General features: G+C 70.0%; 18 protein-coding genes. 14 read left to right on the plus strand and 4 right to left on the minus strand.

Annotated features, from left to right (window positions below; genetic code table 11):
• The first annotated feature begins 23 nt into the window (after window positions 1–23).
• Window positions 24–857, plus strand: a complete 834-nt coding sequence (locus ACFYNU_RS20310; RefSeq protein ID WP_356591297.1) for a helix-turn-helix transcriptional regulator — start codon at window positions 24–26, stop codon at window positions 855–857.
• A gap of 24 nt (window positions 858–881) precedes the next feature.
• On the opposite strand, the gene ACFYNU_RS20315 is transcribed toward ACFYNU_RS20310, so the two are convergent.
• Window positions 882–1,319 (minus strand): VOC family protein, encoded by a 438-nt coding sequence (locus tag ACFYNU_RS20315; protein ID WP_356591295.1) that lies wholly within the window; start codon window positions 1,317–1,319, stop codon window positions 882–884.
• Window positions 1,320–1,406: 87 nt separating this feature from the next.
• Entirely contained in the window at window positions 1,407–1,568 is a 162-nt protein-coding gene (locus ACFYNU_RS20320) for a hypothetical protein (RefSeq protein ID WP_356591293.1), read from the minus strand.
• Between ACFYNU_RS20320 and ACFYNU_RS20325 the strand changes: the two genes are divergently transcribed.
• The 3 genes from ACFYNU_RS20325 (at window position 1,567) to ACFYNU_RS20335 (ending at window position 3,805) form a co-directional block, all read left to right on the plus strand.
• Window positions 1,567–2,115, plus strand: a complete 549-nt coding sequence (locus ACFYNU_RS20325) for a hypothetical protein (protein WP_356591291.1) — start codon at window positions 1,567–1,569, stop codon at window positions 2,113–2,115. The two genes, ACFYNU_RS20320 and ACFYNU_RS20325, sit on opposite strands and share 2 nt — an antisense overlap.
• A 122-nt stretch (window positions 2,116–2,237) precedes the next feature.
• Window positions 2,238–3,152, plus strand: a complete 915-nt coding sequence (locus ACFYNU_RS20330) for a metallophosphoesterase family protein (protein WP_388766909.1) — start codon at window positions 2,238–2,240, stop codon at window positions 3,150–3,152.
• Window positions 3,149–3,805 (plus strand): 4'-phosphopantetheinyl transferase superfamily protein, encoded by a 657-nt coding sequence (locus ACFYNU_RS20335; protein WP_356591289.1) that lies wholly within the window; start codon window positions 3,149–3,151, stop codon window positions 3,803–3,805. Before ACFYNU_RS20330 ends, ACFYNU_RS20335 begins: the two co-directional genes overlap by 4 nt.
• Window positions 3,806–3,903: 98 nt before the next feature.
• Here ACFYNU_RS20335 and ACFYNU_RS20340 read toward each other — a convergent pair whose 3' ends face one another.
• Window positions 3,904–4,326, minus strand: coding sequence for a DUF350 domain-containing protein (locus ACFYNU_RS20340; protein WP_356591287.1), 423 nt, complete (start codon window positions 4,324–4,326; stop codon window positions 3,904–3,906).
• Between the two features lie 372 nt (window positions 4,327–4,698).
• On the opposite strand from ACFYNU_RS20340, the gene ACFYNU_RS20345 reads away from it, so the two are divergent.
• Together ACFYNU_RS20345 and ACFYNU_RS20350 are read left to right on the plus strand one after the other, a co-directional pair.
• Window positions 4,699–6,825 (plus strand): glycoside hydrolase family 3 N-terminal domain-containing protein, encoded by a 2,127-nt coding sequence (locus ACFYNU_RS20345; protein ID WP_356591512.1) that lies wholly within the window; start codon window positions 4,699–4,701, stop codon window positions 6,823–6,825.
• Window positions 6,826–7,064: 239 nt separating this feature from the next.
• Window positions 7,065–7,418 (plus strand): GNAT family N-acetyltransferase, encoded by a 354-nt coding sequence (locus tag ACFYNU_RS20350; RefSeq protein WP_356591285.1) that lies wholly within the window; start codon window positions 7,065–7,067, stop codon window positions 7,416–7,418.
• Window positions 7,419–7,813: 395 nt separating this feature from the next.
• On the opposite strand, the gene gndA is transcribed toward ACFYNU_RS20350, so the two are convergent.
• Window positions 7,814–9,253 (minus strand): NADP-dependent phosphogluconate dehydrogenase, encoded by a 1,440-nt coding sequence (gene gndA / locus ACFYNU_RS20355; RefSeq protein WP_356591283.1) that lies wholly within the window; start codon window positions 9,251–9,253, stop codon window positions 7,814–7,816.
• A gap of 365 nt (window positions 9,254–9,618) precedes the next feature.
• Between gndA and ACFYNU_RS20360 the strand changes: the two genes are divergently transcribed.
• From ACFYNU_RS20360 to ACFYNU_RS20395, 8 genes are all read left to right on the plus strand, one after another.
• Window positions 9,619–10,716: a DUF1996 domain-containing protein gene (locus ACFYNU_RS20360; protein WP_356591281.1), complete on the plus strand. Its 1,098-nt coding sequence runs from the start codon at window positions 9,619–9,621 to the stop codon at window positions 10,714–10,716.
• Between the two features lie 173 nt (window positions 10,717–10,889).
• Window positions 10,890–12,608 (plus strand): discoidin domain-containing protein, encoded by a 1,719-nt coding sequence (locus tag ACFYNU_RS20365; RefSeq protein ID WP_388766941.1) that lies wholly within the window; start codon window positions 10,890–10,892, stop codon window positions 12,606–12,608.
• Between the two features lie 554 nt (window positions 12,609–13,162).
• The gene (locus ACFYNU_RS20370; RefSeq protein ID WP_356592519.1) at window positions 13,163–13,924 is read left to right on the plus strand and encodes a DeoR/GlpR family DNA-binding transcription regulator; all 762 of its coding nucleotides are present in this window, start codon (window positions 13,163–13,165) and stop codon (window positions 13,922–13,924) included.
• Between the two features lie 169 nt (window positions 13,925–14,093).
• Window positions 14,094–15,452 (plus strand): sugar ABC transporter substrate-binding protein, encoded by a 1,359-nt coding sequence (locus tag ACFYNU_RS20375; protein ID WP_356592517.1) that lies wholly within the window; start codon window positions 14,094–14,096, stop codon window positions 15,450–15,452.
• Window positions 15,449–16,432 carry a sugar ABC transporter permease gene (locus tag ACFYNU_RS20380; RefSeq protein WP_356592515.1) on the plus strand — a complete coding sequence of 328 codons (984 nt, stop codon included), beginning with the start codon at window positions 15,449–15,451 and terminating at the stop codon, window positions 16,430–16,432. The genes ACFYNU_RS20375 and ACFYNU_RS20380 overlap by 4 nt, the downstream gene beginning before the upstream one ends.
• The gene (locus tag ACFYNU_RS20385) at window positions 16,429–17,346 is read left to right on the plus strand and encodes a carbohydrate ABC transporter permease (protein WP_356592513.1); all 918 of its coding nucleotides are present in this window, start codon (window positions 16,429–16,431) and stop codon (window positions 17,344–17,346) included. The genes ACFYNU_RS20380 and ACFYNU_RS20385 overlap by 4 nt, the downstream gene beginning before the upstream one ends.
• Window positions 17,343–18,332 carry a zinc-dependent alcohol dehydrogenase family protein gene (locus tag ACFYNU_RS20390; protein WP_356592511.1) on the plus strand — a complete coding sequence of 330 codons (990 nt, stop codon included), beginning with the start codon at window positions 17,343–17,345 and terminating at the stop codon, window positions 18,330–18,332. Before ACFYNU_RS20385 ends, ACFYNU_RS20390 begins: the two co-directional genes overlap by 4 nt.
• Complete coding sequence (locus ACFYNU_RS20395) at window positions 18,329–19,285, plus strand: PfkB family carbohydrate kinase (protein ID WP_356592509.1); 957 nt, start codon at window positions 18,329–18,331, stop codon at window positions 19,283–19,285. The genes ACFYNU_RS20390 and ACFYNU_RS20395 overlap by 4 nt, the downstream gene beginning before the upstream one ends.
• Window positions 19,286–19,354 lie beyond the last annotated feature (69 nt).

Raw genomic sequence — 19,354 nt, forward strand, 5'->3', positions numbered from 1 at the left:
TTGCTGGAGAGGGATCAAGGAACATGGACAGAGCTGGACTTGCCGCGTTTCTCCGGGCCCGGCGTGAGGCCCTCCAGCCGGAGGACGTCGGGCTGCCGCGTGGACGCCGTCGGCGTACCGGCGGGCTGCGCAGGGAAGAGGTCGCGGCACTGTCCGACATGTCCGCCGACTACTACGGCCGGATCGAGCAACCGCGCGGGCCGAACCCGTCCGAGCAGATGCTCGCCGCGCTCGCGCGTGGCCTGCGGCTGTCCCTGGAGGAGCGCGACCACCTGTTCCGGCTCGCCGGACACCCCGCACCCGGGCGGGTGCCGGGCGGCGACCACATCAACCCCGGCATCATGCGGATCCTCGACCGGCTCGAGGACACCGCCGCCCAGGTCGTCAACAACCGCGGGGAGACCCTGAGGCAGACCCGGATGGCTGTCGCGCTGCTCGGCGACGAGACGGCGTTCACCGGGCGGGCCCGCAGTCTGCACTACCGCTGGTTCACCGACCCGGCCTCGCGGCTGCTCCGCCCGGAGAGCGACCACGCCACGCACAGCCGCCTCCTCGTGGCGGACCTCCACGGGGTCCACGCGCGCGGCGGCGAGGACTCACCCGTGGCCGAGCTGGTGGACGCGCTGCTGGCGACCGGCACCGAGTTCGCTTCGCTGTGGCGTGAGCGCCCGGTGCTGGCACCGTACTGCGCCCCGAAGCGCCTCAGTCACCCACGACTTGGACCGCTGGAGCTGCACTGCCAGACGCTGGTGGACCCCGACCAGTCGCAGAAGCTGCTGGTCTTCACCGCGGCTCCGGGCAGCGAGAGCCACGACAAGCTGCAACTCCTCTCCGTCATCGGGGACCAGCTCGGCTGAGGGGCGACAGCGCGCCGGGCGCGGTCAGACGACGCAGAACTCGTGACCCTCGGGGTCGGCCATCACCACATGGTCCGGCCTGCCCTTCAGCCCGTGCTCATGTATCACCGTCGCGCCCGCCGCCTCCAGCCGCTCGACCTCGGCGAGAACCCGGGGCCACCGTGTCTCCCAGGGGATCTCCCGGCCACCGCCGACACGGAGGTCCAGATGCATGCGGTTCTTCGCCACCTTGGGCTCCGGGACCTTGAGGAAGGACAGGGACGGCCCGACCCCGTCCGGGTCCGCGAGGTACGCCCCGTCGTCCCATTCCTCCTCAGGGACCTCACAGTCCATGAGCCACGCCTCCCACGAATCGAAACCGGCGGGCGGGGGAGGCTCGGCATACCCCAGGGCGAGCGCCCAGAATTCCGCCAGCTTCGCGGGCTGCGCGCAGTCGATCGTCAGGGTCCATTTGGTGGCCATCGTGCCTCCTCGGCTCATGTCCAAGAACCGTATCGGCCACCACTGACAACGCCGGAAAACCGCCACCGCCCGCTCCGACCATGACGTCTACGTGATCACCGCCGACGACCGCAAGGCCACTCCGGCCGCCTCGCCCGCCCCGGCCGCCTCGCCCACCCCGGCCGCCTCGCCCGCCCCGGCCGCCTCGCCCGCCCCGGCTGTCCCGCCCGCTTCCATCGAGGGCCGCCGGTCGCCCGCGCTCGATGTCATGCCTCTCTCCCTGTCGCAGTTCCGCGCCCACGGCATGCCCGGGGGCACGGACACCTGGGACCGCTACGCCTTTGTCCACAGCCAGGTGCTCCTCGACCGGCTCGACGGCACGATCACGCGGCTCGTCCAGGAGAAGGCCGTTCTCGACGGTCCCGAGGCGCACCGGTTGGTCCGCTCCGAACTCGACGCGTACATCAACTCCCTCTACCGGTCGGTGAAGAGTCACCGTGACGCCCGCCCCGCCGTCGCGCATCTCGACGCCGCGGAGAGCGTCCCGTATCTGCTGACGGTCGTGTTCGCGCTGCACCGGCGGGTCAGGCCGTACAACAAGTACCTGCTGTGGGAGCTCGAACACCACCCGCTGAGCGCTCCTCAGTGGGCCTCTGACGTGCTGTTCCCGCAGCTCCGGCGCATCGTCGCCGACGGTGACCTCGCCACGCAGCGCGCCCTGTTAGCGACCGTCGAACGGGCCGCCCGGCAGGCCGGCCACGCCTCGGTACTCGACTCCTGGGGCTCCGACATCGACCTCCTGCGACCGCGCGACTGACCGAGGCGCTCCTCCTCGTCGCGCCCCCCGGCGGCGGAGACTAGGGGTTGATCCACGCGGACACGTACATATCCTTGTGGAATGCGCTACTTGCGGGCACGTCGAGTTCGGAGCGATCGCCGGTGACCTATGAGATACGTGGCGCGACGCCGCCCACCCCCGGTACCCCGTCCCCGACAAGGCCCGGACGACTCGTCGCGACGAGTGACCTCCACATCCGGCACCCGGAGAACAGGAAGATCGCCGATTCCCTGTGGCCGGAGTCGGAGCACGACTGGCTCCTGGTGGCCGGTGACATCGGCGAGTTGGTCTCCGACATCGAGTGGACCCTGCGCACCCTGAGCGAGCGGTTCGCGAAGGTGATCTGGGTGCCGGGCAATCACGAGTTGTGGACCGCGCCCGACGACCCCGTCCAGCTCAGGGGTGACGCGAAGTACCGCCATCTCGTGGAGCTGTGCCGGGGCCTCGGGGTCGTCACGCCGGAAGATCCCTACCCCGTCTGGGAGGGCGAGGGCGGCCCCGCCGTCATCGCGCCGCTGTTCCTGCTCTACGACTACTCCTTCCGGCCCCCCGGCACGGACTCCAAGGAATCGGCCCTCGCGGTCGCCGAGACCGCCGGTGTCATCTGCACCGACGAGTTCCTGCTCCACCCGGACCCGTATCCCAGCAGGGAGGCGTGGTGCCGCGCCCGGCTCGCGGAGACCGAGCGCCGGCTGGCCGAGATCCCGCCCGAGCTGCCCACCGTCCTGATCAACCACTGGCCGCTGGTGCGCGAACCCACGGACATCCTGTGGCGCCCGGAGTTCGCCCTGTGGTGCGGTACGAAGGGCTCGGCGGACTGGCCGAGCCGATTCCGGGCCGCCTCGGTCGTGTACGGGCATCTGCACATTCCCCGGCTGATGTGGTGCGACGGGGTGCCTCATCAGGAGGTCTCCCTGGGCTACCCGAGGGAGTGGGGACGGCGCGCCCAGGAGCCGGGCCGGCCCGTACAGATCCTGCCGTTGCCGGTACGCGAGGAAGTGGGGCGGACGCCGTGATCGAGCGCATCGTGCCCGCAGGGACGCAGACGGCCGAGGCGTACGGAGACCTACCCGAGGCCACGCTCTTCCCCGAGGAGGAGCCGATCGTGAAGTCCGCCGTGGCCAAGCGGCGCGGCGAGTTCACCACCGCCAGGCACTGCGCGCGGCAGGCTCTGACGCGGCTCGGCGCCCCGGCGGGGGCGATCCTCACGGGCGAGCGCGGCGCGCCGCTGTGGCCCGAGGGGGTGGTCGGCAGCATCACGCACTGCGACGGCTATCGCGCGGCCGTCGTCGCCCGCCCCTCGCGGGTCACCTCGATCGGTATCGACGCGGAGCCCGCGCTGCCGTTGCCCTCCGGGGTCCTGGACGCGGTGGCCCTGGCCGACGAGCAGATCGCGGTCAAGGAGCTGCTGGAGTCCGTGCCGGAAGTCCCGTGGGACCGGCTGCTGTTCAGCGCCAAGGAGTCCGTCTACAAGGCGTGGTTTCCGCTGATGAGACGCTTTCTGGAATTCGAGGGCGCCCGGCTGGTCTTCGACCCGGCGGGCGGGACGTTCACGGCGCATCTCCTCGCGGGACCGGCGAAGGCCGGGAGCCGTACGTTGCACACGTTCGACGGTCGCTGGCTCTCGGAGAACGGCATCGTGCTGACGTCGGTCACCGTCCCCGCGTAATGGCCCCTGGCCCCTGACCGCGTGACCGCGTGACCGGGCCGTCCGAGGACGGACGCCCGGTCACACACCACCGCGACCCGCAGACCGCGCCCGCCTCCTCAGGCGATCGACGCCGAAACAATCGCCGCCACCGCGATGTTGCACGACGCCGTCACCCACACCGCGGGGTGCGGCTCCGCCTCCACCAGCGTCGCGCCCAGCTTGCCCGGCGTCACCAGATCCACCACCAGGAACGCCACCGCCATCATCACCAGGCCGAGGACCCCGAACGCGGCCGTCGACGCCAGGCCCTTGCCGAAGTCGTCGTACGTCGTCCAGATGGACGTGAAGACGATGCCGCCGATCCCGAGCAGCGCCGAGCTGAGCAGGAGCGCGCAGTTGCGGTTCCGCTCCTCCCAGATCTGCTTCCCGAGCTTCCCCGGTGTCAGCAGGTCGACGAGGACGATACCGAGGATCAGAAGGACCACACCGAGCGCGCCGTACGCGCCCGCTCGGCCAAGTCCGTTGACTATGTCGTTCATTGGGAAGCTCGTCTCCGCAGCTGAAGATGATCGTGGCAAAGGCGTCGGAAAATGTATCGCACGGTGTACGAGCCGCGAGGACGAGCCGGGAACCGGGGCCGAACCGCGTCCTGACCGTGCCCGGAAGTCCGTGTTCCGCGCCCGGATTATCGATCAATGCTGCTGAGTTGCCGCTATGTCCCGCTGTGCGCGGCGCGCGGGTCGGTCACCGGCACGCACCTCACCGGGCGGTGCGCCCCGCTCACTACGATCGATGGGACCGCCGCCATCGGCGGCTCCGCGCCCCCCACCGAGAGGACCCCACTCGTGCAAGCCGCCTCCCCGGCCTGGAACGATCCTTACGACCGTTCCGTCGCCGAACTGCTCGCCCGGATGACCGACGACGAGAAGCTCGGCCAGCTCCAGCAGCTCGCCTGGGCGGGGGCCACCGGCCCCGGCGGCACCCAGACCCGGGAGGCCGAAGAGGCCGCCCGCGCCGGTCTGTTGGGCTCCGTGCTCAACATCCACGGCGCCAAGGAGTCCAACGCGCTCCAGCGGATCGCCGTGGAGGAGTCCCGGCTCGGGATCCCGCTGATCTTCGGTCTCGACATCATCCACGGCTTCTGGACCACCTTCCCGATCCCGCTCGCACAGGCGGCCAGCTTCGACCCGGCGGTGTCCGAGCTGGACGCCTCCGTATCGGCGGCCGAGGCTCGCTCCAACGGCGTGCACTGGACGTTCGCCCCGATGATGGACGTCACCAGTGAGCCGCGGTGGGGCCGGATCGCGGAGTCAGCAGGTGAAGACCCCTATCTGAACGCGGTGTTGGCGGCTGCCAAGGTACGCGGCTACCAGGGCGGCGATCTGAAGGCCAAGGACCGGATCGCCGCCTGCGCGAAGCACTACGTCGCGTACGGCGGGGCCGAGGGCGGTCGGGACTACAACACCGTCGATGTGTCCGAGGCCCGGCTGCGCAATCACTACCTGCCGCCCTTCAAGGTGGCCGTGGACGCGCAAGTGGCCACCGTCATGGCCGCGTTCAACACCATCAGCGGTGTCCCCGCACACGGCAACGAGCACACCCTCACCCGAATCCTCAAGCAGGACTGGGGATTTGACGGATTCGTCGTCAGCGACTGGACCGGCGTCCAGGAACTGATCCCGCACGGCTTCGCCGCCGACGGCGCGGACGCGGCCCGCCTCGCGCTGGGCGCCGGCGTCGACATGGAGATGGTCAGCACCCATGTCGCCGACCACGGGCGGAAGTTGCTGAGCGAGGGGCGCGTCGACGCCGCGCGACTGGACGACGCGGTGACCCGCGTCCTGCGCGTCAAGTTCCGCCTCGGGCTCTTCGACGACCCGTACGTACCCGAGCACGCCGAGATCACCGGCCCGACGGCGCGGGCCCGGTCGGCGGCCCGTACGGCCGCCGCGCGTTCCATGGTGCTGCTCAAGAACGAGGGCGGCGTCCTGCCGCTCGCCAAGTCCGTCCGTTCCCTCGCCGTCGTGGGGCCGTTCGCGGACTCCGCCGATCTCCAGGGCACCTGGGCCGGGCCCGGCGCCGAGAAGTTCCCGTCCGTCACGGTGCTCGACGCCGTACGGGCCGCCCTGCCGGACACCGAGGTGACCCACGCCGTCGGCACCGACCCGGCCGGCCAGGAAACCGGCATGCTCCCCGCGGCCGTCGCGGCGGCGCGCGCCGCCGATGTCACGGTCGTCGTCGTCGGGGAGAGCCCCGCCATCAGTGGCGAGGCGAACTCGCGCAGCGACATCGGACTGCCCGGCCACCAGGACGAGTTGATCGAGGCGATCGCGGCGACGGGCAAGCCCTACGTCGTCGTCCTCGTGAACGGCCGGCCGCTCGCCCTCGGCGACTGGGCCGACGACGCCCCGGCCGTGCTGGAGGCGTGGCACCCCGGCATGGAGGCCGGCAACGCGGTCGCCGACGTACTGTTCGGCGACGTCGACCCCGGCGGGCGGCTCCCGGCGTCCTTCCCCCGTACGGTCGGCCAGCTCCCGGTCAACTACAACCACGAGCGGACCGGCCGCCCCTACGACGCCGCCGACCCGGACCAGCGCTATGTCTCGCGGTACCTGGACGTGCCGGACGGCCCGCGCTACCCGTTCGGCCACGGACTGAGCTACACCACCTGCGTGCTCACCGAGCCCGCCCTGAGCCGGAACTCGATCGCCGCCGCGTCCCTGCGCGACGGCGACACGGTCGAGGTCAGTGTCACCGTACGCAACACGGGCGAGCGCGACGGGGACGAGGTCGTCCAGCTCTATCTCCACGACCCGGTGGCGAGCATCGTGCAGCCGGTACGGCGACTGCGCGGATTCCGCCGGGTGGGTCTCGCGGCCGGGCAGTCCACCACCGTGCGCTTCAGCCTCGGCGCGGAGGACTTCGGCTTCTGGACCAACGATCCGGACGGCCGGTTCGTGGTGGAGGAAGGCACGGTCGACATCATCGTCGGCACCAGCTCGACGGCCACGGCGAAGGACACGCTGACGATCACCTGAGGCCGAACCTGGCCGGTCGGACCTGGCCGGTCGGACCTGGCCGGCCGGACCTGGCCCGTCGGACCTGGCCCGTCGGTCCCGACCCGTCGGACCTGCCACCGACCGAGCCGGCCCACTTGCCGCACGACGAGGCCCGCCGGATGATTCCGGCGGGCCTCTGCCTCGCACGGAGAGCACCCGGAGAGCACCCGGAGAGCGATTTCTCCGACGATCAGGACGATCAGGGAGACGAACCCGCCATGGCAGAGATCGACATCCGCGACAACCGCGCACAGGGCCGGCTGGAGGCGTACGAGGGCGACGAGCTGGTCGGCGTCGTCGGCTACTTCGTGATGGCGGGCGCCCCCGCCGCGCTCGTGGCCGTCCACACGGTGGTGGAGCAGGGCCACGAGGGCAAGGGCATCGCGGGCGCGCTGGTGAAGGAGTTCTACGAGACGGCTGCCCGTGAGGGCGTGCCCGTCGTACCGCTGTGCCCGTACGCCGCCAGGTGGGCGCAGCGCCACCCGGACGAGGTCGCCGTCGCGCCGGCGGCGGCCGAGGAGACCGTACGCGCCGCCGAGGCCCAGCTCAAGGCGGACTCCGCGCGCTGGTGAGGGCCGAAAGGGTGACGTACGGGCGGTGCGCCGGGCCGATCATGAATGGACCCGGCGCGCGTGGGCACGCGCATCGCGAGACATTGGGAACGCACGAGTCCGTACTTTTGGAGGACTGGCATGACCCACCCGTATCCCGACCCCGTACCGCCCACCCCGACGCCGGGCCCGCCCGGACCCGGTCCGGCCCCGGACCCCGGGCCGCTGCCCGGCCCGGCGCCCGTTCCCGCGCCGTCACCGGACCCGATCCCCAGTCCGCCGGGCCCCGACCCGGTGCCGGACCCGGAGCCCCAGCCGGGGCCGCTCGGGTGATGCCGAATCTGAACGGCCGGTTGCCGGCGGGCAGTTGACCCGCCGGCAACCGGCCGTTCGGTGAGCGCGCCCTACGGCGAGCGTCAGCCGGAGACCTCGGAGCGGTCGCCGCCCCACAGGGTGTGGAACGACCCCTCACGGTCCGTACGCCGGTAGGTGTGCGCACCGAAGAAGTCCCGCTGCCCCTGGGTGAGCGCGGCCGGCAGCCGCTCCGCGCGCAGCGCGTCGTAGTACGAGAGCGCCGCCGCGAAGCCCGGCGTCGGTACGCCCTGCCGGACCGCCGTCGCGATCACCTCGCGCCAGTCGTCCTGCGCCGCGCCGATCTCCTCGGCGAACTGCTTGTCCGCCAGCAGGCTCGGCAGATCACGCTGCGCGTCGTAAGCACCCCGGATCCGGTCCAGGAACGCCGCCCGGATGATGCAGCCCGCCCGCCAGATCGCGGCGACGGATCCGAGGTCGATGTCCCAGCCGTACTCCTCGCTGCCCGCCTGGATCTGGTGGAAGCCCTGCGTGTACGAGACGATCTTCGACGCGTACAGCGCCTGCTCGACCTGGTCCGCGAAGCGCGCCGCCGCCTCCTCGCTCAGCGCGGTCGCCGTCGGGCCGGGCAGTGTCCGCGAGACGTCCCGCAGCGCCGCGTGCCCCGACAGTGAGCGCGCGAAGACCGCCTCGGCGATGCCGGAGACCGGCACACCGAGGTCGAGGGCGATCTGCACCGTCCAGCGGCCGGTGCCCTTCTGCTCGGCCTGGTCGACGACCACGTCGACGAACGGCTTGCCGGTCTCGGCGTCCGTGTGGGCCAGCACCTCGGCGGTGATCTCGATCAGATACGAGTCGAGCCGCCCGGTGTTCCACGTCCGGAACGTCTCGGCGATCTTCGCGGGGGAGTAACCGGCGACCGCGCGCAGCAGGTGGTACGCCTCGGCGATCAGCTGCATGTCGGCGTACTCGATGCCGTTGTGCACCATCTTCACGAAGTGCCCGGCGCCGTCGGGGCCGATGTGGGCCACCGTCGGAGTCTCGTCCGGCGCCTTGGCGGCGACGCGCTCCAGGAGCGGGCCGAGCGACGCGTAGCTCTCCTTGGATCCGCCCGGCATGATGCTCGGTCCGTGCAGCGCGCCCTCCTCGCCGCCCGAGATGCCCACGCCGACGAAGTGGATGCCGCGCTCGCGCAGTTCCTTCTCGCGGCGCCGGGTGTCCGCGAAGTGCGCGTTGCCGCCGTCGATGATGACGTCGCCCTCTTCGAGGAGCGGCGCGAACTCCTGGATGACGGCGTCGGTCGGGTCGCCCGCCTTCACCATGATGACGAGACGGCGCGGTCGCTCCAGCGCGGCGACGAACTCCTCCGCCGTCTCCGCGGGCACGAACACGCCCTCCTCGCCGAACTCCTCGACCAGGGCGTGGGTCTTCGACGCGGTGCGGTTGTGCAGGGCGACGGCGAAGCCGTTGCGGGCGAAGTTCCGGGCGAGATTGCGGCCCATCACCGCGAGTCCGGTGACGCCGATCTGGGCAGTGCCACTCATGCGTGTGCTCCTGGGTCTCCGTCGGATGTACCTCGTGCGGCGGTAGGGATACGTGCCGCCGCGCAAGGGTGTTCATCGATCTTCAAGCCGCCCGCATTCTTCCGCATTCCGGGTCTGCCGCGTCGGATCCGTTCATCTCTTGGGCAGAAGCGCGGTCCGTACGGACCATCGTTCACCAACTCTTGACACTCTCTCAGCGGCGGCGTAACACTGGCCTGGCTTTGGAGAGCGCTCTCCCACAGTGATCCCGGTGTTCCTGACAGACCCGGATCCGGGGCCGCCCTCCGCGGTGCACCGTCCAGTACCACTCTCTCCCCCCACCGCATACGGCGCGTATGCGGACGAAGAGCGGCATGGAGGTCCGCATGGCCGAAAGACTCCGCAGATCCACCCTGGTGTCCGCGTTGCTCGTCCTCACCGCCCTGGCCCTGGTGGCCATGGGTCTGACCGCGATCACGGACACCGCCACCGCCGAATCCAAGAGCGACCGCGGCACCACGGCCGCGTCCCACAAGGGACACAAGATGCCGCCGGCCGTCCCCGTACCGTCCGGGGACGATCCCGACGGCGACGGCTACATACCGGCGAATCCGCCGGTCACCGGCGTCGTACCGTCGGACGAGATACCGCCGCACCGCTACTTCCACGAGTTCCAGGCGAACTGCGAGGTCACCCACACCAGGCCGGACGACCCGATCGTCTACCCCGGCCAGCCGGGCGCCTCGCACGACCACACCTTCATGGGCAACAGGACCACCGACGCCAACAGCACCACGGCGTCGCTGGACTCCGGCACCACCGCGTGCAAGGCGCCGGGCGACCGGTCCGCGTACTGGATGCCGACCCTGCTCAACGCGGACCAGCCGGTCCGGCCCATCGGTCCGCAGGTCATCTACTACAAGGCGGGAGTCACCGACTACCGCACCGTCCGGCCGTTCCCGAAGGGCCTGCGGTTCGTGGTCGGCAGCCCGATGCAGTCGGCGGACGAGTTCCGCAACCACCCGGGCTGGGTGGAGGGCTGGGAGTGCGGTGACTCGTTCAACAACACCGAGATCCCGGCCAGTTGCCCGGCCACCCAGGATGTCCAGCTCAACCTCCGTTTCCAGGCCCCCAGTTGCTGGGACGGAAAGTATCTGGACACCCCGGACCACAAGAGCCACATGGCCTATCCGCTCGTCATGGGCGCCAACCAGGACGTCTGCCCGACGTCGCACCCGGTGGCGCTGCCGATGGTCGAGTTCAAGATGGCCTGGCCCGTGAACGGCGACATGTCCAAGGTGAGACTGGCGAGCGGAATGGGTCACTCCTTCCACTACGACTTCTTCAACGCCTGGGACGACGCCACGCTGCGCAAGATGGTCAACCACTGTGTCGTCGGTGGTCTCCAGTGCGACGCGCGCGGTTACGACCAGAACAACCCGGGGGCCGGCGCGGCCCTGAACGAGGACTACGAACTGCCGTAACCGGGACCGCTCTCCCGCCGGGGTGTATGCCGCCTCTGTGGGAGAGCGCTCTCCCACCTGATCCGCCGTACTGCTCGCCCCGCTTTCCATATCCCCGCCCGCACTCTCCCCACAGGTGACTCATGAGAGCTTCAAGACTCCTCCCGAGGACCGCGCCCGGCCGCCTGCGCGCCATGGCGTCGGTCGCCGCCACCACACTCCTCGCCGCCTTCGCCGTGACCGTCCCGGCCGCCGCACCCGCGCAGGCGGCCGGCAGCGTCGTCAAGGTCACCGGATCCCAAGGTGCCTGGCAGCTGACCGTCGACGGGGCGCCGTACCAGGTCAAGGGCCTGACCTGGGGCCCGTCGGTCGCCGACGCCGGCACCTATATGCCCGACGTGGCCTCCATGGGCGTCAACACGATCCGGACCTGGGGCACCGACGGCACCACCAAGCCCCTCCTCGACTCGGCCGCCGCCAACGGCATCAAGGTCATCGCCGGTTTCTGGCTCCAGCCCGGCGGCGGCCCCGGCAGCGGCGGCTGCGTCAACTACCTCACCGACACGCAGTACAAGAACGACATGCTCGCCGAGTTCCCCAGGTGGGTGGAGACCTACAAGGACCACGCCGGTGTACTGATGTGGAACGTCGGGAACGAGTCCGTACTCGGCCTCCAGAACTGCTACAGCGGCGACGCCCTGGAGCAGCAGCGCAACGCGTACACGGCCTTCGTCAACGAGATCGCCAAGAAGATCCACTCGGTGGATCCGAACCACCCGGTGACCTCGACCGACGCGTGGACCGGAGCCTGGCCGTACTACCAGCGCAACGCGCCCGACCTCGACCTGTACGCGGTCAACTCCTACGCCGACGTGTGCAACATCGAGGAGACCTGGAACGCGGGCGGCTACACCAAGCCCTACATCGTCACCGAGGGCGGCCCCGCCGGTGAGTGGGAGGTCGACGACGACGTCAACGGAGTCGCGTCGGAGCCCACCGACGTGGCGAAGGCCCAGGGCTACAAGGACGCCTGGAACTGCGTCGTCGGCCACGAGGGCGTCGCGCTCGGGGCGACGCTCTTCCACTACGGCACCGAGTACGACTTCGGCGGCGTCTGGTTCAACCTGCTGCCCGCGGGCCAGAAGCGTCTGTCGTACTACGCGGTGAAGGAGGCGTACGGCAGGAGCACCGCGGGCGACAACAAGCCGCCGGTGATCTCCAACATGGCCGTCGACGGCGCCACGGCCGTGCCCGCCGGACGTCCGTTCAAGGTGACCTCGGACGTGACGGACCCGAACGGTGACGCGCTGAGCTACGAGGTGCTGGTGAACAGCAAGTACATCGACAACGGGGGGCAGTTGACCCCGGCGCAGTTCACCGCCGACGGTAACGGGGACTTCACCGTGACCGCGCCCGACAAGCTCGGCGTGTGGAAGGTGTACATCAAGGCGTCCGACGGCAAGGGCAACGTGGGGATCGAGACCAAGTCCTTCAAGGTCGTGCCGCCGCCCGTCGACGGCACCAACGTGGCCAGGGGGAAGCCGGCCTCGGCCTCGTCCTTCCAGCCCGACAGCGTCGGCTGCCCCTGCCCAGCGTCGAACACCGTCGACGGCGACTTCGGCAGCCGGTGGGCCAGCGACTGGTCCGACCCGCAGTGGGTCCAGGTCGACCTGGGGACGCGTACCGCCTTCAAGCACGTACAGCTCGCCTGGGAGGCCGCGTACGGCAAGAGCTACACCATCCAGACCTCCGACAACGGGCAGGACTGGAACACGGTGAAGACCGTCACCGGCGGCAACGGAGGCATCGACGACATCGAGGTCAACGGCGAGGGCCGCTATGTACGGATGCACGCGACGGAGCGCGGCACCGGGTACGGCTACTCGCTCTACGAGTTCGGGATCTACAGCTGACACACCCCGGGCCCGGCTCCGACTCCGGCCCCGGCTTCGGCTGACCGGCTGACCGGCCGGCGGCCGGACGCTCCTGCCGCGCCGTGCTCTCCCCGCCGGCGGCGCGGTGGTCCCGCGGCGGGTCACGGAAGATCCGTGACCCGCCGCGGGCTTCCGCGTGCCCGTCTCGGGCCGTCCCGCCGCCCGTATGTCGGGCGCGCGACGGTGGCGCTACACGCGTGATTCGTGCGTGGGGCCTACACGTTTCCATGCCCGTTTCGGTGACCGTTTCGAGGGGTCGGACGGGACGCAGCTCACGTTTAACCGGCCGATCCGCGGAAGCCCAACCACCGCTTCGGGCGCCGTTCGGGCATCGATCGGCGTCAATCGGTCACCGAACCGGGCGCCGAAGGGGGTTACCCCCCGTACGACCAGCACGTACGCTGCCGAGCAAACGGGCATGAACGGGCACACTCAAAGCGGCGAAGAGCCTGGTCGACCCGGGGCTCTTGCTTGTACAAACGACGCATGAGCCCGAACGGGTGCTGAGCCGCAGCAGAGCAGGGATGTGTGCAGTGGACACGGACGAGCGCCGACGAGAGATCCTTGAGATAGCCCGACGCGACGGGTCGGTGGAAGTCACCGAGCTGGCCACGAAGTTGAGCGTCGCCAAGGAGACCGTCCGGCGCGATCTGCACGCCCTGGAGGAGCACGGCCTGGTACGGCGTACCCACGGCGGCGCCTATCCCGTCGAGAGCGCCGGCTACGAGACGACCCTCGCGGTGCGCACCACCCGTCTCGTACCGCAGAAGTCACGCATCGCGGCAGCCGCCGCCGATCTCATCGGTGACGCGGAGACGGTCTTCATCGACGAGGGCTTCACCCCCCAGCTCGTCGCCGAGGCCCTGCCCAGGGACCGCCCGTTGACCGTCGTCACCGCATCGCTTGCGGTCGCCAACGGACTCGCGGACGCCGACAAGATCGCCGTCCTGCTGCTCGGCGGCCGGGTGCGCGGCGGCACCCTCGCCACCGTCGACCACTGGGCGACCCGGATGCTCGCCGACTTCGTCATCGACCTGGCGTTCGTCGGCGCGAACGGCATCTCACGCGAGTACGGGCTGACCACCCCAGACCCGGCCGTCAGCGAGGTGAAGGCCCAGGCCATGCGCAGCGCGCGCCGCAAGGTGTTCGCCGGTATCCACACCAAGTTCGGCGCCGTGAGCTTCTGCCGGTTCGCCGACGTCGGTGACTTCGAGACGATCGTCACCGACGTCGGACTCCCGTCGGCGGAGGCGCAGCGTTACTCGCTGCTCGGCCCCCAGGTCATCCGCGTCTGACCCGCCCCAGCCGTCCCAGGACCCCCGCCGTACCGGCCAGGGGGCGGGCCCCGTACGGCCCACGACACCCCGCGGCACTCCCTACGACACCACCGAGAACCTTTCCACCCCTCACGACCACCAGCCATCAGCTCGGCAGTTATCGCCACCGAATGATCAGGAGATTCTCATGCCCCTCCAGCAGCGACGACGTGGAATAGGCGTACGTGTGGGCGCGGGAGCGGCCTTGACGGCACTCCTCGCCGGGTGCAGCGGCGCCGGAGGCACCGCGTCCGACAGCGGTGACACGATCAATGTGCTGATGGTGAACAACCCGCAGATGGTCGAGCTCCAGAAGCTGACCGCCGCGAACTTCACCAAGGACACCGGTATCAAGGTCAACTTCTCGGTGCTGCCGGAGAACGACGTACGCGACAAGATCAGCCAGGACTTCTCCAACCAGGCCGGGCAGTACGACGTCGCGACCATCAGCAACTTCGAGGTGCCCTTCTTCGCGAAGAACGGCTGGCTGCACTCGCTCGACGAGTACGCGCAGGCCGACAAGGCGTTCGACCAGGGCGACATTCTCAAGCCGCTCCAGGAGTCGCTGACGGCCGAGGACGGCAAGCTCTACGGCCAGCCGTTCTACGGCGAGTCGTCCTTCCTCATGTACCGCAAGGACGTCTTCGAGAAGAAGAACCTGAAGATGCCCGACAACCCCACCTGGCAGGAGGTCGCCGACCTCGCCGCCAAGACCGACGGTGCCGAGAAGGGCATGAAGGGCATCTGCCTGCGCGGTCTGCCGGGCTGGGGCGAGGTCATCGCCCCGCTCACGACCGTCGTCAACACCATGGGCGGCACCTGGTTCACCGAGGACTGGAAGGCGCAGCTGACCTCGCCCGAGTTCAAGAAGGCCACCAAGTTCTATGTCGACCTGGTGCGCGAGCACGGCGAGGCGGGCGCGCCGCAGGCCGGTTACGCGGAGTGCCTCAACAACATGACGCAGGGCAAGACGTCCATGTGGTACGACGCCACGGCGGGCGCGGGCTCGCTGGAGGCCAAGGACTCCCCGGTCAAGGGCAAGATCGGCTACGTACCGGCGCCCGTCGACAAGACGGACAGCTCCGGCTGGCTCTACACCTGGGCCTGGGGCATGCAGAAGGCGTCCAAGAACACCGAGAACGCCTGGAAGTTCATCTCCTGGGCGTCCAGCAAGGAGTACGAGGAGCTGGTCGGCAAGGAGATCGGCTGGTCCAACGTCCCGGCGGGCAAGCGCGCCTCGACCTACATGAACGCGGACTACCGCAAGGAGGCGGGCGCGTTCGCCGACGTCACCTCGGAGGCGATCTCCAGCGCCAACCCGCGTGACCCCGGCACCCAGCCCCGCCCGACCGTCGGCATCCAGTTCGTCGGCATCCCCGAGTTCACCGACCTCGGTACGAAGGTCTCGCAGGAGATCAGTGAGGCCATCGCCGGCCGCCAGTCGGTCGACGAGGCCCTTGAGGCCTCCCAGAAGCTGGCCGAGAAGGTAGCCGAGGAGTACCGGTGAGCACTTCCGTCAGCGACGCGCCGGCGGCCCCGCCGGACCCGTCCCCACCGGCCAAGTCCCGCCCCCCGGCGGGGCCCCGGTCGGGCCGGGCCCGCGCCTGGGCGACCAGGGCCCCCCTGTTGCCGGCTCTCATCTTCCTGATCGCCGTCACCCAACTCCCGTTCGTGGCAACGCTGTTCATCTCGCTGTTCGACTGGAACTCGCTCAACCCGGACGCCCGGAGCTTCTCCGGACTCTCCAACTACGGCTCCGTGTTCAGCGACGCGGACCTGCGTGACTCGGTCTTCACGACGATGCTGCTCACCGCGACCGTGGTGATCGCCAGCGTTGTGTTCGGACTGCTGCTCGCGCTGCTGCTCGACCGCAAGTTCATGGGCCGGGGACTGGTCCGTACGCTGCTCATCACCCCGTTCCTGCTGGTGCCCGTCTCGGCGGCGCTGCTGTGGAAGCATGTGCTCTACAACCCCGAGTACGGCCTGCTGAACGGCGGTTGGGCCTGGTTCACCGGACTGTTCGGCGTGGAGAACGCCTCGCAGCCCGACTGGATCTCGGACATGCCGCTGCTCGCCGTCGAGGCGTCCCTCATCTGGCAGTGGACGCCGTTCATGATGCTGATCCTGCTGGCCGGGCTCCAGAGCAGGCCCATCGACATGATGGAGGCGGCGCGCCTCGACGGTGCGAACGCCTGGCAGATGTTCGCCTTCCTGACGCTGCCGCATCTGCGCCGCTACCTCGAACTCGGCGTCCTGCTCGGCTCGATCTACATCGTGCAGAACTTCGACGCCGTGTTCACCATCACCGCGGGCGGTCTCGGCACCGCCAACCTCCCCTACACCATCTACCAGACCTTCTACCAGGCTCACGAGTACGGACTGGCCTCCGCGGCAGGCGTGGTCGTCGTGATCGGCACCATCGTGATCGCGACCTTCGCCCTGCGCGTCGTCTCGTCCCTCTTCAGCGAGGAGGCAGGGCGCTCATGAGCACACTCTCCGCACCGAAGACCGCCGGCACCCCCGGCAGGGCGGCCACCCCTGCTCAGCGGACGGACACCTACGGCCCCGCGGCCCGGCGCGCCAAGCGGCGCTCCACCGCGCTCGGCCTGCTGGCCTGGGTGGTCGGTGTCGTCTTCTGCTTCCCCGCGCTGTGGATGTTCCTCACGTCCCTGCACTCGGAGTCGGACGCGGCCACCAACCCGCCCTCCCTCACCGCCCCGCTCACCTTCGACAACTACAGCACGTTCTTCGGCACCGAAGGCGGGGCGAGCCCCTGGCCGCCGCTGATCAACTCGGTGACGGCGTCCGTGTTCTCGACCCTGTTCGTCCTCGTGCTGGCGCTCCCGGCGGCGTACGCGCTGTCCATCAAGCCCGTCCGCAAATGGACGGACGTGATGTTCTTCTTCCTCTCCACGAAGATGCTGCCCGTCGTCGCCGGACTGCTGCCGGTGTATCTCTTCGCCAAGAACGTGGGGATGCTGGACAACATCTGGCTGCTCGTCATCCTCTACACCTCGATGAATCTGCCGATCGCGGTCTGGATGATGCAGTCCTTCCTCGCGGACGTGCCGGTCTCCATCATCGAGGCCGCCCAGGTGGACGGCGCCCGGCTGCCCACCGTCCTGATCCGGGTCGTGGCGCCCGTCGCCGCCCCCGGTATCGCGGCCACCGCGCTGATCTGCTTCATCTTCAGCTGGAACGAACTGCTCTTCGCCCGGGTCCTGACCGGCGTGACAGCTCAGACCGCGCCCGTCTTCCTGACCGGATTCGTCACCAGCCAGGGCCTCTTCCTCGCCCAGCTGTGCGCCGCTTCCGTCGTCGTGTCCCTGCCGGTGCTCGCCGCCGGCTTCGCCGCCCAGGACAAGCTGGTCCAGGGCCTTTCTCTTGGAGCCGTCAAATGAGGGCAGCGATCGTCGAAGGTGTCGGCAAGGTGTCCGTCACCACGGTCCCCGATCCCACTCCGGGCCCGCGCGACGTCGTCGTGTCCGTCGCCGCCTGCGGCATCTGTGGAACCGATCTGCACATCCTCCAGGGCGAGTTCGCGCCGACCCTGCCGATCCTGCCCGGCCACGAGTTCGCCGGCGAGGTCGTGGGGCTCGGTTCGGAGGTCACGGAGCTGGCGGTGGGCGACAAGGTCGCCGTCGACCCGTCCCTGTACTGCCACGAGTGCCGTTACTGCCGGGCCGGACGGGGCAATCTCTGCGACCGCTGGAACGCGATCGGGGTCTCGGTCCCGGGCGGCGCCGCCGAGTTCGCGGTCGCGCCCGTGGCCAACTGCGTCAAGCTCCCTGACCATGTGGACGTACGGGACGCGGCGCTCATCGAGCCGCTGTCCTGCGCCGTACGCGGTTACGACGTGCTGAGCAGCACGCTCGGCGCCGAGGTGCTGATCTACGGCTCGGGCACGATGGGCCTGATGATGCTGGAGCTGGCCAAGCGCACCGGCGCCGCGGGCGTCGACGTGCTCGACATCAACCCCGAACGGCTGGCCACCGCGTCCAAGCTCGGCTGCTCCCGGACCGCCGCGTCGGCCGAGGAGTTCGAGCGGCCGGGCGGCTGGGACTTCGTCATCGACGCGACCGGCAACGCGGGCGCCATCCAGGACGGCCTCGGCCGCGTCGCCAAGGGCGGAACGTTCCTTCAGTTCGGGGTCTCCGACTACGCGACGACGGCGGTCATCGAGCCGTACAAGATCTACAACCAGGAGATCACCATCACCGGCTCGATGGCGGTGCTGCACAGCTACGAGCGGGCCGCCGCGCTGTTCGCCACCGGGGTCCTGGACCCCGCGGTGTTCATCAGCGACCGGCTGCCGCTCGAGCAGTACCCGGACGCCATCGAGAAGTTCAAGGCGGGCCAGGGCCGCAAGATCGTGGTGGAGCCGTGACCGACGCCCCCGGCGCGGCACCGGACCCCTTGCCGGGTCCGGGCGCCGTCCTGGTGCTCGGTGAGGCGCTGATCGATCTGGTGCCCACGGGTGACGACGCCGAGGGGCATCTCGCCCAGCCCGGCGGCGCCCCCGCGAACGTGGCCACCGGACTGGCCCGGCTGGCCACGCCGAGCTGGTTCGCCGGCGCCCTCGGGAACGACGGGTTCGCCCGGTCGATCGAGCGGCGGTTGGTGTCGGCGGGAGTCGAGCTGGGCCTCTGCGCCAGGCCCGACCTCCCCACGGCGCTGGCCGTCGCCGACCCCGGCCCCGAGGGCACCGGCTACCACTTCCACCTCCAGTCCACGGCCACCTTCCAACTGCCCGAACGCATGGACGTCGAGCGCTTCGCCGCCGTGTACGTGGGCGGTCTCGCCGCCGTCGTCGAGCCCGCGGCCTCGGCCGTCGCGGCGGCGGCGCGCGCGGCGGCGGCCGGCGGTCCGCTGCTGGTGGTGGACCCGAACGTGCGCGAGGACCGCACGCTCGACGCGGAGAGCGGCGGGCGCCGCCTGCGCGAACTGTGCGAGCTGGGCCAGGTCGTGAAGGCGAGCGACGAGGATCTGGCCGCCCTGTGGCCGGACTCGACGCCGGACGAGACCTGCCGCAGGCTCGCCGCCGGCGGTCGGCTGGTCGTTCTGACCAGGGGATCGCGGGGGAGTACGGCCTACTTGGGCTCCGCCGAACCGGTCTCGGTGCCCGCGGTGCCGGTCGAGGTGGTCAACACCATCGGCGCCGGTGACGCCTTCACGGCGGCCGTGATCACCTGGATGGTCTCGCTCGGTGTCCACCCGGGCGGCGTACGGGAGTTCACTGCCTCGTCGGTCGAGGAGATGCTGGCCTTCGCCTCACGGGTGGCCGCGTCCGTGGTCGCTCAGGCGGGCACGGAACCCTCGCTCCCCGAGGCACGCGTCTGACACAGCGTCAGTGAGCCGAAGCAACTCCTGTCCCCGGCGGCTGTTTTGATCGCCGCCGGGGACAGGCGT

Origin of the sequence: Streptomyces sp. NPDC006643 (genome assembly GCF_042870175.1) — a bacterium.
Classification (GTDB): domain Bacteria; phylum Actinomycetota; class Actinomycetes; order Streptomycetales; family Streptomycetaceae; genus Streptomyces.

What these genes read in the sequence shown, in the direction of transcription:
- ACFYNU_RS20385 (WP_356592513.1), top strand. Translation starts at nt 16,429, where the DNA reads ATGAGCACACTCTCCGCACCGAAGACCGCCGGCACCCCCGGCAGGGCG.
- ACFYNU_RS20320 (WP_356591293.1), bottom strand. Translation starts at nt 1,568, where the DNA reads ATGACATCGAGCGCGGGCGACCGGCGGCCCTCGATGGAAGCGGGCGGG.
- ACFYNU_RS20365 (WP_388766941.1), top strand. Translation starts at nt 10,890, where the DNA reads ATGGCGTCGGTCGCCGCCACCACACTCCTCGCCGCCTTCGCCGTGACC.
- ACFYNU_RS20340 (WP_356591287.1), bottom strand. Translation starts at nt 4,326, where the DNA reads ATGAACGACATAGTCAACGGACTTGGCCGAGCGGGCGCGTACGGCGCG.
- ACFYNU_RS20360 (WP_356591281.1), top strand. Translation starts at nt 9,619, where the DNA reads ATGGCCGAAAGACTCCGCAGATCCACCCTGGTGTCCGCGTTGCTCGTC.
- ACFYNU_RS20345 (WP_356591512.1), top strand. Translation starts at nt 4,699, where the DNA reads ATGACCGACGACGAGAAGCTCGGCCAGCTCCAGCAGCTCGCCTGGGCG.
- ACFYNU_RS20350 (WP_356591285.1), top strand. Translation starts at nt 7,065, where the DNA reads ATGGCAGAGATCGACATCCGCGACAACCGCGCACAGGGCCGGCTGGAG.
- ACFYNU_RS20375 (WP_356592517.1), top strand. Translation starts at nt 14,094, where the DNA reads ATGCCCCTCCAGCAGCGACGACGTGGAATAGGCGTACGTGTGGGCGCG.
- ACFYNU_RS20325 (WP_356591291.1), top strand. Translation starts at nt 1,567, where the DNA reads ATGCCTCTCTCCCTGTCGCAGTTCCGCGCCCACGGCATGCCCGGGGGC.
- ACFYNU_RS20390 (WP_356592511.1), top strand. Translation starts at nt 17,343, where the DNA reads ATGAGGGCAGCGATCGTCGAAGGTGTCGGCAAGGTGTCCGTCACCACG.
- ACFYNU_RS20315 (WP_356591295.1), bottom strand. Translation starts at nt 1,319, where the DNA reads ATGGCCACCAAATGGACCCTGACGATCGACTGCGCGCAGCCCGCGAAG.
- gndA (WP_356591283.1), bottom strand. Translation starts at nt 9,253, where the DNA reads ATGAGTGGCACTGCCCAGATCGGCGTCACCGGACTCGCGGTGATGGGC.
- ACFYNU_RS20310 (WP_356591297.1), top strand. Translation starts at nt 24, where the DNA reads ATGGACAGAGCTGGACTTGCCGCGTTTCTCCGGGCCCGGCGTGAGGCC.